At 49.2% G+C, this 13,750-nt stretch carries 12 protein-coding genes and 1 riboswitch; all 12 genes read right to left on the reverse strand.

Annotated elements, in window-relative coordinates; translation table 11 throughout:
- Window positions 1-110: 110 nt before the first annotated feature.
- On the reverse strand, window positions 111-1,268 hold the full coding sequence (wecB, locus tag ACT89M_RS25710) for a non-hydrolyzing UDP-N-acetylglucosamine 2-epimerase (protein ID WP_308722726.1): 1,158 nt from the start codon (window positions 1,266-1,268) through the stop codon (window positions 111-113).
- A 39-nt stretch (window positions 1,269-1,307) separates the two neighbouring features.
- The gene (gene upp / locus ACT89M_RS25715) at window positions 1,308-1,937 is read right to left on the reverse strand and encodes a uracil phosphoribosyltransferase (RefSeq protein ID WP_090922856.1); all 630 of its coding nucleotides are present in this window, start codon (window positions 1,935-1,937) and stop codon (window positions 1,308-1,310) included.
- A 470-nt stretch (window positions 1,938-2,407) separates the two neighbouring features.
- A complete protein-coding gene (locus ACT89M_RS25720) occupies window positions 2,408-3,655 on the reverse strand; it encodes a serine hydroxymethyltransferase (RefSeq protein ID WP_167375780.1) in 1,248 nt (415 codons plus the stop codon).
- 219 nt (window positions 3,656-3,874) lie between these two features.
- Window positions 3,875-4,468, reverse strand: a complete 594-nt coding sequence (locus ACT89M_RS25725) for a TIGR01440 family protein (protein WP_154891321.1) — start codon at window positions 4,466-4,468, stop codon at window positions 3,875-3,877.
- 144 nt (window positions 4,469-4,612) lie between these two features.
- Window positions 4,613-4,694, reverse strand: a riboswitch (ZMP/ZTP riboswitch).
- 96 nt (window positions 4,695-4,790) lie between these two features.
- Complete coding sequence (locus tag ACT89M_RS25730; protein ID WP_154891322.1) at window positions 4,791-5,363, reverse strand: low molecular weight protein arginine phosphatase; 573 nt, start codon at window positions 5,361-5,363, stop codon at window positions 4,791-4,793.
- A gap of 65 nt (window positions 5,364-5,428) precedes the next feature.
- Window positions 5,429-5,989 (reverse strand): manganese efflux pump MntP, encoded by a 561-nt coding sequence (locus ACT89M_RS25735; protein WP_154891323.1) that lies wholly within the window; start codon window positions 5,987-5,989, stop codon window positions 5,429-5,431.
- A gap of 257 nt (window positions 5,990-6,246) precedes the next feature.
- The gene (locus ACT89M_RS25740) at window positions 6,247-7,506 is read right to left on the reverse strand and encodes an L-threonylcarbamoyladenylate synthase (protein WP_308722725.1); all 1,260 of its coding nucleotides are present in this window, start codon (window positions 7,504-7,506) and stop codon (window positions 6,247-6,249) included.
- A gap of 205 nt (window positions 7,507-7,711) precedes the next feature.
- Entirely contained in the window at window positions 7,712-8,377 is a 666-nt protein-coding gene (gene spoIIR, locus ACT89M_RS25745; protein WP_154891351.1) for a stage II sporulation protein R, read from the reverse strand.
- A 333-nt stretch (window positions 8,378-8,710) separates the two neighbouring features.
- Window positions 8,711-9,937, reverse strand: coding sequence for an FtsW/RodA/SpoVE family cell cycle protein (locus tag ACT89M_RS25750; protein WP_154891324.1), 1,227 nt, complete (start codon window positions 9,935-9,937; stop codon window positions 8,711-8,713).
- A 205-nt stretch (window positions 9,938-10,142) separates the two neighbouring features.
- The gene (locus ACT89M_RS25755; protein WP_154891325.1) at window positions 10,143-11,372 is read right to left on the reverse strand and encodes an FtsW/RodA/SpoVE family cell cycle protein; all 1,230 of its coding nucleotides are present in this window, start codon (window positions 11,370-11,372) and stop codon (window positions 10,143-10,145) included.
- A gap of 85 nt (window positions 11,373-11,457) precedes the next feature.
- On the reverse strand, window positions 11,458-12,348 hold the full coding sequence (gene prmC / locus ACT89M_RS25760) for a peptide chain release factor N(5)-glutamine methyltransferase (protein ID WP_154891352.1): 891 nt from the start codon (window positions 12,346-12,348) through the stop codon (window positions 11,458-11,460).
- A gap of 24 nt (window positions 12,349-12,372) precedes the next feature.
- A complete protein-coding gene (prfA, locus tag ACT89M_RS25765) occupies window positions 12,373-13,440 on the reverse strand; it encodes a peptide chain release factor 1 (protein ID WP_090922822.1) in 1,068 nt (355 codons plus the stop codon).
- Between the last annotated feature and the right edge of the window lie 310 nt (window positions 13,441-13,750).

Genomic DNA, 13,750 nt, shown 5'->3' on the forward strand with positions numbered 1-13,750 from the left:
TTTAAAGGGAGAAACGACGGGTCTACAGCTTAAGAAAGCCCATAAACCCGCGTAAACCGTACAGTTTAACTGTATGCTATCCCCTCTATAAATCCAACAGAAAATGTGAATTATTTTTTGAACTTTCTGTGAAATGATTCCGGACGCTCACTTTTTACGCCAAAATGGTGCAAAATCGCATTGACAATTCTTTCCGAAGCATGTCCATCACCGTATGGATTAGCAGCTTGGCTCATGCTTGCATACAGTTCTTCATCCGTAAGCAGAGCCTTGGTCCGTTCATATACACGTTCCTCTTCTGTCCCTACCAATTCCAGCGTACCTGCTTCGATGCCTTCCGGGCGCTCTGTAGTATCGCGCAATACAAGAACAGGCACACCAAACGAAGGCGCTTCTTCCTGCAAACCGCCTGAATCAGTCAGGATCAAGTGAGTGTGCGGGTAAAAGTTATGCAAATCCACTACGTCTAGCGGATCAATTAACTGAATACGGGGATGATTCCCCAAAATCGCGTGAGCCGGCTCCTTCACAGCAGGACTAGGGTGCACCGGGTACACGATGGCAATATCTTCAAATTCGTCAGCAATACGTTTGACGGCCTGGAAAATGTTGCGGTGAGGCTCGCCTTGAGATTCGCGGCGATGAGCAGTCATCAGCACCAGGCGTTTGCCTTGGGCCCAATCAAGTACCGGGTGTTTGTAATCCTCCCGTACTGTATATTGAAACACATCTGTTACCGTGTTGCCTGTGACGTAGGTACTAGACTCCGGTTTATTTTCCTTGGCAAGATTGGAAGAAGACCAGTCCGTTGGCGCAAAATGCAGATCGGCCAAAACACCCGTCAGCTGGCGGTTCATCTCTTCCGGGTATGGTGACAGCTTATTCCACGTCCGCAGACCGGCTTCCACGTGTCCGACCTGAATCTGTTGCAGGAAGGCTGCATAGCTGGCTACAAATGTAGTCAACGTATCACCGTGAACGAGCACGATATCTGGCTTGGCTTCACGCAAAACCGGCTCCAGACCGCCAAGAACACGAATGGTGATTTCGTTCAGGGTCTGACGATCTTTCATGACATCCAGATCATAATCGGGATGAATGTCGAAAACTTCAAGAACCTGATCCAGCATCTGGCGATGTTGCGCAGTTACGCAAACAATCGACTCAATAGAGTCGGGATGTTTCTGCAATTCCAGAATCAGCGGAGCCATCTTGATCGCTTCTGGGCGCACCCCGAAAATAGTCATCACTTTAATTTTTTTGGACATTTGAGCAAAGCTCCTTTTCTAATCCGCATGAAAATATGCTTATTTCGTTCCGTACAAACGGTCTCCCGCATCGCCAAGTCCTGGCACGATATATCCGTGATCATCCAGACGGTCGTCAAGCGCAGCTACATAGATGTCTACATCTGGATGTGCATCTTGTACTGCTTTTACGCCCTCTGGCGCTGCGACCAGGTTCATCATTTTGATCTGAGTGCATCCGCGCTTTTTGAGCACGTCAATCGCTGCGATTGCTGATCCGCCTGTTGCAAGCATCGGGTCAATCACAATAAGTTGACGTTCAGTCACATCTGTGGGCAGCTTGGTGTAGTATTCAACCGGTTGCAATGTTTCCGGGTCACGGAACAAACCAACATGTCCTACTTTTGCCGCTGGCAACAACTTCACAACGCCATCCAGCATCCCTAGTCCCGCACGCAGAATCGGTACCAGTCCAAGCATACGTCCAGAAATTACTTTTCCTTGTGTCGCGGCTACAGGCGTTTGTACATCAATGGATTCCAGCTCAACATCTCTTGTAATCTCGTAAGCCATTAATGTTGCTACTTCATCAACCAATTCACGAAAATCTTTCGTATTCGTACGCATGTCGCGTATAAACGTCAGTTTGTGTTGAATCAGGGGGTGATCACATATTACTAATTTTCCCATTAAATTGTCCCTCCGGTAAGTTCTTCATGAGTTAAGCATTTCCAAATATACCTAGCCGTCATTCACAGGCTCGATAAATCCTGTATATTATATCATCACCCACACTGAATTACACCATCAAAGGGCACCTAATCATTACAGAAAAGCAAATCCTACAAAAACAGGACCGGAAAATGATTCATCCGGTCCTGTTTGCTCGTGCTGTTGTGTGAGTTGAATGCTCAAAATACGTGTGAACACTAAAGATGCTCTTTTGTAATACAATACCACTCCGCCACCAGAATGCTCCTTCGATCGCCGTTATCCCCGAATTTTATGAATCACCTTAGGTAGGTGAAAATTCGGGGATAAATGCGAGCGCTCCGCTTCTACGGCCTCATTCTGCTCACTTCGTTACTTTGTATTCCATTTTAACAACCTTCAAAACCAAACAGCACAAGCAATGTTTTTTAGCAGTAGAAGTAACGGTACTAGTATTTAAGGTCGGTGTAGAGTGGGTATTGATCCGTCAGTGCAGTCACTTCTGCGCGTGCCTGATCAAGTGTTGCTGTATCTTTTGGATTTTTAAGAGTTTTCGCAATGATCTTACCGATCGCTACCATTGCTTTCTCGTCCATACCACGGGAAGTCGCAGCAGGTGTACCAATACGGATACCGCTTGTAATGAACGGGCTTGTTGGATCGAATGGAATCGCGTTTTTGTTCACTGTAATACCGATGGAATCAAGCACATGTTCCGCTTCTTTACCCGTGATGTTTACGCTACGAGTATCAATCAGCATCAAGTGATTGTCTGTACCGCCGGATACAATGTTCAATCCTTCAGCGATCAATGTTTCAGCCAGCACCTGTGCGTTTTTCACCACGTTCTGAGCATACGTTTTGAACGAAGGTTGCAATGCTTCACCGAACGCTACAGCTTTTGAAGCGATCACGTGCATCAAAGGTCCACCTTGGGAACCTGGGAATACTGCTTTATCAATGGCAGCTGCCCAGGACTTGCGGCACAGGATCATACCGCCACGTGGTCCGCGCAATGTTTTGTGTGTTGTTGTTGTAACGAAGTGTGCATGTGGCACCGGGTTAGGATGCAGTCCAGCTGCAACAAGTCCTGCGATGTGTGCCATATCAACCATGAACAGCGCGCCAACATCATTGGCGATGGAAGCCAGCTTCTCAAAATCAATCGTACGTGGGTATGCACTTGCACCTGCTACGATCAGACGAGGACGATGTTTGAATGCTGCTTTGCGAACTTCATCATAATCAATGAGGAATGTATCTTCTTGAACACCATACGCAACGAAGTTGTAAAGCAAACCAGAAGCATTAACCGGGCTACCATGGGTCAAGTGACCGCCATGTGCCAGGTTCATACCCAGAACGGTATCACCAGGCTTCAATGCTGCCAGATATACAGCCATGTTCGCTTGTGCACCGGAGTGCGGTTGCACGTTCGCATGTTCTGCACCAAACAGTTCTTTCGCGCGATCACGCGCGATATCTTCAACGATATCGACATGCTCACAGCCACCATAGTAACGTTTGCCTGGATAACCTTCAGCGTACTTATTCGTCAGAACGGAGCCGAGTGCTTCAATTACCGCTTCACTTACGATGTTCTCGGATGCGATCAGCTCGATGTTGTTCTGTTGACGTTTCAGTTCAAGATTCATCGCTTCCAATACTGCAGGGTCATTTTTACGCAATTGTTCCATGATTAAATTCCTCCTAAATTATAATGAAGTTATAAAGTGAAATGATGTTTACACGTAAACGGAGAGTGCAACACCAATCTGGAGAAGCAGCGCGTTCGCATTTATCACCGGATTTCCCCTTTTTAAAAGGGGATTCAAAGAAATCTGGGGATAACAGCGATCGTAAGATGGTGATGCAATCGAAGTCTGGAGTGTAACCCAGTGATTTCGCTTTATACGTTAGTCACAAAAGGTTGAATCGGGCTCTTCTTCCATTCGATAAACCGCACGTTCGCCGCCAATCAGCTTCGGACGTGTAAGTGCTGCTGTGACACGAGCCTCTCCAATGTAACGAAGCGATGTCCGAAAAGGAACCGCAACATGGCGAAGATGCATGCCAATCATAGTCTCTCCGATATCCATACCGGCATGGGCTTGAACATGCTCAGCCAGACATGGATCGGACAGTGAACGATAGGCGGTAGATGCCATGGAACCACCAGCCTTCGGCACAGGTACAGCGCCAACCTCTGTCAGTCCGAGCCGCTCAAGCAACCTACGTTCCATCACAAGCGCTCGATTCAGGTGCTCACAGCACTGGAATACAGTGTCGAAACCAAACTCTGTCTGCACCTCGCGAATACCTGCAAGCAACTGATCTGCCACGTCGACGGCACCACTTGTTCCGATGCGCTGACCTGCAACTTCACTTGTACTTGTGCCGATAACAACAACATGGCCAGAGCCAAGTTTACCGGCTGTCGCCAGTTCGCGCAGGATTGATGCTGTCTGTTGTTGCAATCCGGGTTGTTCCGAATCCAGTTCAATAGTCATCCTATCGCCTCCCGATAAAATCATGCCCGTCATCTTGTGATCATTTTGCTCAACGCATACGTTGCATGGCATTTCAGGTACTATTATAGCGAAAAATCAGATGAAAGACGAAAAAAAGAGCAGTCTGCGGGTATCGCAGAATTGCTCTTTTGCCCAGGCGACCGGCCGTTTGTTCCGGTGCTCCATTGTGGTTGTGCCCACTTCGTCGCCAGTTACACCGGATCCCTGTTTTCCCCTTCATCATAAATCAACCCCACTTTAAAATCAACGGTTAATTTACATTCCATGTTCTGTTTCTATATCTTGTCTCTGTACAGCTGAATTATTCAAGCTTATCCAGAAGCTTGGATAACGCTGTACGAATCTCTGCTGCCGCAATATTGTAATCGTCCCGGCTACCACCAAACGGATCGGAGATATCAAAACTCGGAATACGCTGCCGAATTTCGATTGCACGCTCCCTCTCCGAGGCCAGAATTTCCTGGCCCAGGGCCCGTTTCATCTCCATTGTAGCAAACAGGCTGTCCAATTCCTCCAGATCTTGAAGCACTTGTGTATCATTCTCGGCATATTCCTTCAGCGTGTAGGTCTTCTGAATGGAATTCGGGAACACCTGCATCACATGTTGCTTATGACTTCGGGTTAACGTCAGAATCAGATCTGCCCATTCGACCAATGCTTCACTAAGCTGTGTAGACTGGGATGGGCCCTCTGCCTGATGATCCTTCAAAACTGCTTCGGCATGACGTGATATCGGCATGCCTGACGATGCAGCCACACCTGCTGAACGAACATGTACCTCGATACCGCGCTCGGCTGCAAGTTTCCGCAGAAGCCCTTCTGCCATGGGGCTGCGGCACGTGTTTCCTGTACATACAAACAAAATATGTTTCATTGTGATAGCCTCCCCATATAATCAAGATGTGAACTACCTATCTTATCGTTCAACCGCTTTATTTTTTAAAATATAAACAAAAGTCCAAAGGCAAGCAAGATCGCCCCGCCTACAGCTTCACCGTAATCGCCCAAATTCTGACTGACCCGACGTCCGAGAAGCAGACCCATGATCGACATCAAACCACCGCAGAAACCAAAGGCCAGGATGGTCAGGACAAGATCACTGCTGAACATGCCGAGCGACACCCCGACAGAGAAGGAATCGACGCTGACACTAAGCGAAAACAAAAGAATGCCCAGCAGAGATCGATGATCGACCAGCTTGGTCTCCCCTTCACGAAAGGCATTCAAAATCATGTGAGCGCCTAGCAGTACCAGCAGTCCGCCTGCTGCATAATTCGTAATATTGCCCAGCAAGGAACTGACATATTTCCCCATATACATGCCAGCAAGCGGCATGATGACATGAAACAGTGCCGTAACGGTGCTAATTTTCAATACATCCCGCAGCCGTATACCCTTCATGCCAATGCCGATGCCCAGCGAGAATGCATCAAGCCCCAGCGCAACCGCCATAATCAGAATGGTTACCAACTGCCCTATATGGGCAGACACATCCCACATCCTCATACCCCCAAGTCACATAAGGTTCTTGTACACGATATGCGGACAAGAACTCAAACATGACGGTTACAGGGAAACGGAGCTAAGAAGTATGGATACAGTTTTCGGATGAAAAAAAACAGATCAAGGACACCCTTGCTAATATGAAATAGTAGATTGGGACGTTAAACTTGACGACTGCATGCAAGCTAGATGAATGCTTGCAAAAGTTGAGGCTCGCTCCTGATCCTGTGGGCAGGAGCGTTTAGGTAGGCGGCTCAGCCAACTTGAATAAGTTGGTTGCCTGCCGCCTTGAGCAGCCGGTTCATGACGGCTGCTCCCAGCCCTTCGCGCGAGCAGGCTTCCGCCACAATATATGTGGCGCCCTGCTCATCGCAGCTGCGCAGCGCGGCGTATAGTCTGCGCGCAGCTTCCTGTAGCTCGCTGGCGTTACCCAGCGAGAATACGGCATCGGCGCGGTACTGCTCCGCGTGCTCGGCGAACGCCAGCACCGCGGTACGCTCCCCGCGCTGCGCCGCCTCCGCCAGGGCGGCGCGGGTCCAGGCCGCCACCGCTACGGGCGGCCCCTCTACGACGCACAGCGCCCCTGCGGGTGCGTAGTGCGTGTACTTCATGCCCGGCGAGCGCGGCGCCGGGCTGTTGCTGTCGCCACCGGACCCTTCGGCGAGAAGCGCCGGGTCCGTGGCGACACGGGCGGCTACGGCGGACAGCTGTTCCGCCGTGATGCCGCCAGGGCGCAGGATGGTGACGGTACCGTCGTCACCGGCCTGCACCACGGTGGACTCGACGCCCACCCCCGTGGGGCCGCCGTCCACAATGCCGCCGATGCGGCCATCCAGATCCTCCCGCACATGTGCGGCGAGGGTTGGGCTAGGCCGCCCGGAGCGGTTCGCACTTGGCGCAGCCACGGGGCATGCCGCCGCCGCAATGAGTGGCAGCGCCACCGGGTGGTCCGGCATGCGCACGGCCACCGTGTCCAGCCCGGCAGTGACCCGCGGGGACACCGCCCCTGGCCTAACCGGCAGCACCAGCGTCAGCGGGCCTGGCCAGAAGGCCGCCATCAGCGCTTCCGCTGTTGCATTCACCTCAGTGACCAGTTCATGCAGCTGGTCACGGTGCGCGATATGCACAATCAGCGGATTGTCGGATGGCCGCCCTTTGGCGGCAAATACTGCCTCCACTGCTTCCGTGCTGCGAGCGTCTGCGCCGAGGCCGTAGACCGTCTCGGTCGGGAAGGCAACCGTCTCCCCTTGACGAAGGCAGGCCGCGGCAGCCTGCAAGTCAGCGAGCGCCGCTTCGCGGGCGGCGTTTCCCTTTTTCACATCCGATACTGGGGAAATCTCTTGAACGTGCACATTTATGTTCTCGCCCTCACTCTGCTCATGCACCAGTGCTCTGACATCCCAAAAGGCTGTATTGTGTTCCACCTCGACTCTCTCTACCGCCGCATGATCATGCTTGTCCTCTAACGAGGGTTGTTGTACCTTTTCGTGCTCTCTGTTCATATATATCATCATCCCTAAACTTCAAGTAGGTTCAATTTCAGTACATATAAGTATACCATATCTATAACGTTACAGGTTCGATCCAACCATAGGGTACTTCTCCCGCATATCCTGTTCATGTAGAAAAGGAAGCTCCCTGCACATTTGCAACGAAACTTCCATCCCTTAGTTTTTTATTCTATATTGCACTGCATTTTAATATGTCTTTTATTCGTTGTTAGGCGAATAAAGTTGCTACCCAATCCCATATTTTCACAGCCACATCCCACAGGAAGAATCTCGCTTCAGGCGTTTCACCTTGCACAGTTGCTTTCACCTCTACAGCATCCCCAGCTGAGGCAGAGACTGTCGTTGTCGTTGGTTTAGCCAGCGCGTCCCCTGTACTTGCATCGATGAAACAGAGTGGCGGGAACAGTACACACCACCAGTTCTGCCCTTTGCCTTCGCCCAGCGTAATCCGTACCGCTTCATACTCGCCAGCAGGGTATACCGTACCCCCATACAGCTTTGTTGGAAAAGGAACCGTGCCAAGCTCCACCTGATAATCATAAGTTAGACCACGTTTCATTAGCTCTTCTCCTACCCGATTCTCAATCTCGGACAGATGTTCACGAATGACATACCGAGCCTGCTCCAGACTTTGCGGATTTTCCAGCGCCCCAACCCATTCGCCCATCTGTGCAACGACCGCATCCCGAATCTCGCGTTTCACGAGCTGATCTCCCGCCGCATCGGAATTCGCTAGAATCCGCAAACGGATCGATTGCTCCGGAATAGTAGTAGCAGCAACAGCCGCATCGGTTTTCTGACCTTCCCACATCATAATGATCATCATAAGACATACAAGGATAAGTCCAATTTGTTTACCAATTCGTCTGTTCATCCCGTTCTCCCCCTCGGTTCCGATATCCAGCTGCAACTCTCTCATGTCTATCAGTATGCCCGGTAGAGGAAGAAGTAAACCTAGTACAAACCAGAAATCTATTAAAGTTTTTCATAGAAACGGATGAATTGGCTTTATAGATCGGGAAAGAAAAGAGATTCCTTACTAAAAGGAGATGATTTCAGCACTCATTTATTCTACGAAATGCCCCTAAACCATCTCTTCTCGGGCATATAAAAAAAGCTTAGTGACCACTAAGCTTTCTTTCGAAGACAGTAATGGATTAGATGCTACTTTAATCTGAATAATCCCTCCAACTCGTGAAAAACACAACTACATCGCGCTATTCTCTTTTTTCTTTTTCATCAGACTCCGAATCCGCTGCATCCACGACGGTGATTGCTCCTCTGGAAACCATTCATCCTCGTCTTCATCACCATACAACTTAATGCTCATCACCAGCCCAATACAGGCCATGTTAATCAGCAGAGACGTACCGCCATAACTAATAAACGGCAGGGTAATGCCCGTTAGAGGCATGAGGCCAAGGAATGCACCTACATTTTCAAACACCTGATAGAGTAACATCCCGATAATACCCACAATGATAATGGGTCCGGCCCGTTCTTTGCACTCCAGTGCGATTAACACCATCCGGTGGATAAGGATAAAATATAACAGGATTAAGAGCGAAGCTCCGACAAAACCAAATTCCTCCGCGACCACCACAAAGATGGAATCCGAATACGTATACGGCACACGTCCGCTTTGAACCGAAGTTCCTTCCAAAAAACCCTTGCCCATAATCCCGCCCGATCCGATGGCAAGTCCTGCATTTTTTGTATGCCACATCGCTTTGGCTGTAGCTTTCTCGGGTACAAGCCACGGATCGATCCGTTCAGCCCAGTGCTCCCGTTTGATCTTTTCCAAAAAGGCGAATATTTCATCATGGTAGAAGGTATACGATTTGATGAAACCAATAAAGAAAGCCCCCACAATCGCCAGCCCGATTAACGCATGTTTCAGCTTTATATTGCCGATCCATAAAATAGCAACCAGAATGACCACATAACCGAGAGCGTTACCCAGGTCATTCTGAGCCATAACCAGTGCGAAGGGAATAAATGTCCAGAGCCCAATCGGTACGACATCTCTCCAGAACCCGAGCTCCCCACGTTTACGCTTCACAATTAAATGGGCAAGAAATAGAACAAGGATCATTTTGAACAATTCCGCAGGTTGAAACGAAATGCTTTCCGTGATTTTCAGCCAGCCATTCGCGTTATTCAACGTACTTCCAAGCACATTGGCCAGGATCAAGAAAATAATGCCTATACCATATAGAAGAAAAGCGTATTTTACGTACAACTTGTAATTAAACAAACCAATCCCGATGACTGCAATGAACCCAACCACGTAGAAATAGATCGTTTTCACATGATGATTCGCGAGTTTGGGATCAAAGCGTGTTCCACTATAAATCGCAAGTATACTAATCGCCATTAACAACAACAGAACAAAAAGAATAACGCCATCCAGCTTCTTTACCGTTTTCCACATGATGTTTGAATATCCCCCTAGCTCACACATCGCACTTTACCAATAATGATCAATATTACCATTGTACCTAATTGGATGGGAGAATGGAAATCCGGTTGATTTTAAAGCAAAAAACCTTGAAAGTCCGTTCCCCAGCGAATGCCGGGAAGAACGATTCCAAGGTTGATCTGACTTCTTTTTCAATATTGCTGTAAACCATTCATGTTCACTGTTCCGGTTGCTCCTGTTGCACAGGTTTGCGTCTGAACAGCTTCAAGATCAGTTCCGTAATACTCGGTTGCTCCGCTGCTCCCAGGATATCTTCATTCTCTTCGGTGTGTACCTTGATACTCATGGCAATCCCCATACTGATCATGTTAATGAGCAGTGATGTTCCTCCATAACTAATGAATGGCAAGGTGATACCTGTCAGTGGCATGAGTCCGATAAACGGTCCGATATTGACAAAGACCTGATACAGAATCATCGCAATAATACCTACAATCAAATAAGCACCTACGCGATCCTTACATTCCAAAGCGATTAAGACTAGCCTATGAATCAGGATGAAATACAATAATAGAAGTACCGATGCGCCAACAAAGCCAAACTCTTCACCAATCTGTACAAAAATCGAGTCTGCATAGGCCAGAGGTACCCGATTGGATTGAATGGTCGTACCCTCCATGTAACCCTTACCCGTAACCCCACCAGAACCAATGGCAAGTTTGGCATTGTACGTCTGCCACAATACGTCTCTGGATGTCAGTTCAGGTACAAGCCACGGGTCAAATCGTTCTGCCCAGTGAGCACGTTTAATATCTTTGAGGAAACCCGTAATTTCATCATGATAATGAATGTATGCCTGTATGCCGGCAACAATGGCACTTACCGCCAGTACAAAACCAATCAATGCATGTGAAAATTTGATATTGCCGATCCATAATAAACCGATCCAGATAAAAATATAACTGAGTACCGCACCCAGGTCATTTTGCAACAACACAAGCAGCAAGGGCGGCAACACACATAAACTGATCGGAATGACATCTCGCCCAAAAAACAAAGGCCTGTTCTTCTTCCTGGCGAGCAGTGTCGATAACATGACAATTAGACATAGCTTGAACAATTCCGAAGGCTGAAGACTGATTCCGCCAATCGAAAGCCAACCTTGGGCTCCGTAATACTCATTACCAATGAACAAAACCAGAACTAACAGTAACAGACCCAGCCCATAGATATATAAATAATTTTTGACGATAAATTTATAGTTGATCATGGACATTCCGAAAAAAACAACAAAACCCAAAACATAAAATACAATCATATTTTTGGAGAATCCCTCAACCTTTGGACGACCAAACGTAGTACTGTAAATGGCCATGATACTAATGACCATCAGGATCACCAAAATAAAAACGATGGAGTAGTCGATCTTTTTGAATTTGTGCAGCATGTCTTTATGTTCCCCCAAGCATTCAGAAAATCTTCGGCATACCCCATTGTAGAGGATTTCGCGGCAAAAAGAAAACTTACGTGCCTTACATTTTTGTCACCTGTTCCGAAGGTCGAACACCCAGGACATGCCGCTCAATTCCGGCAAGGTCGGGAACGATGATAATCTCTGGCCAGTGCCCCGCCGATTCCAGCAAAGCCGCCACGTCGTGAGCCTGGCCCATGCCCAGCTCAAAACCGACAATCTGCGGCGGCGCAGGCAGCAGATTCAACTGCTCTACCATGATGCGGTACGGGGCGAGCCCGTCCGGACCGCCATCCAGAGCGAGGCGCGGCTCATGATCGCGCACCTCTTGCTGTAACCCGGCGATATCTCCCGCCGGGATGTAGGGCGGGTTGGACACCAGGATGTCCAACCGCTCCCCAGCGAACGGTGCAAGCAGATCGCCTTCACGGAAGTCGATCTGTACGCCGTTCGCGGCCGCGTTGCGCGCGGCCACATGCAGGGCATCCGCCGAGAGGTCCCCGGCGGATACCTGCCACTGCGGGCGAAGCGAAGCCATCGTGACCGCGATGGCACCGCTGCCCGTGCCAATGTCGACGGCGCGCACGGCACCGCCGGCGCCGGCAAACACGCGGTCTGCTGCGCGTAGCACAGCTTCGACCAGCAGCTCGGTCTCCGGCCGCGGAATCAGCACGGCCGGCGTGACCTCGAACGGCAGCCCGTAGAATTCCTGGCTGCCGATAATGTACTGCGCCGGCTCACCCGCAGCCTTGCGCGTGACGGCGTCTTCCCAGCGGCTACGCAGCCCGCTGGGGAACGGCTCCGGCTGCATCATGTAATACTGGGCGCCATAGACGCCCAGTACATGCTCCAGCAGCAGCCGTGCATTATTGTGCGGCTCGTACACGCCGCACTTCTCCAAAAAAGAGGAAGCCTCTACGAAGGCTTCCCGGCAACTCTGCTCCGGCGTCATTACAAACGTTCCGCCCGTCACAGATTATTCTCCTCTATCCATCATCTCGGTCTGCTGAGCAATCGTCAGTGCAGACAAGATATCTTCAATCTCACCGTTCATGATTTGATCCAGCTTGTGCATCGTCAGACCGATACGGTGATCCGTTACACGGCTTTGCGGGAAGTTGTACGTACGGATCCGCTCACTGCGGTCACCCGTTCCCACTTTGCTTTTACGCTCTACGGAGATTTTCGCTTCTTCTTCCATCCGTTTCATATCAAAGATACGTGTACGCAGAACTTGCAACGCTTTTTCTTTGTTGGAGTTCTGGGATTTACCATCCTGACACGTTGCTACGATACCTGTTGGCACGTGAGTTACCCGTACTGCCGATTTCGTTGTGTTAACCGATTGTCCACCGGCACCACTGGAACAGAACGTATCCACACGAATGTCTTTATCATGAATTTCGATATCAAAATCTTCCGCTTCCGGCATTACCGCAACGGTCGAAGTCGATGTATGAATCCGTCCACCGGATTCCGTTGTCGGGATACGTTGTACACGGTGTGCACCGCTCTCGTATTTCATTTTGCTGTACGCGCCGCGTCCGTTGATCATGAATACAACCTCTTTGAATCCACCGAGGTCATTCGTGTTCACATCCATCAGCTCGACTTTCCAGCCTTGTGCATCCGCATAACGGGTATACATCCGGTACAGATCAGCCGCAAACAATGCCGCTTCATCTCCACCAGCCGCGCCGCGAATTTCCACAATAACGTTTTTGTCGTCATTCGGATCTTTGGGTAGCATGAGTACACGAATCAGATCATCCAGTTCTTTCTGGCGAGCAGACAGTTCATCAATTTCCATTTTGACCATCTCGCGCATCTCGTCATCCAGCTTCTCGCCTTGCATTTCCTTCGCCGCTTCCAGATCCTCGCTTACCTGTTTGTACTCATTGTACGCATCGTATGTCGGCTGAAGATCGGATTGCTCCTTCGAATATTCACGCAGCTTTTTGTTATCACTAGCTACATCCGGGTCACACAAAAGCTCGCTCAGCTTGTCATAACGATCGGCCAATGCCTGCAATTTATCCAACATGTATAGTCACCTCACGTTTTATTTTGTCTTTGCACATGCCGTATTTCATAACGAACCAACATGCACACTTGCTGTATATATCTATCATTCAAGATTCCACAAACCACAGGATTCTTCTGAATCCCCTGACCGCAGCATCTCATTCGAATTCTGTGTTATATGATCGACGTATAACCTCGCTACAACGTCATCAAATCCTTTACTTTTAAAGTGATATAAAGAAATCGCCTACCGCCAAAAGCCCTTGTCTCATCTCATCGATTAAAACAAAGATTTTATCATGGGTATACGACTCTTAATTATAGCATAT

The sequence above is a fragment of the Paenibacillus sp. NN59 genome, assembly GCF_057597225.1.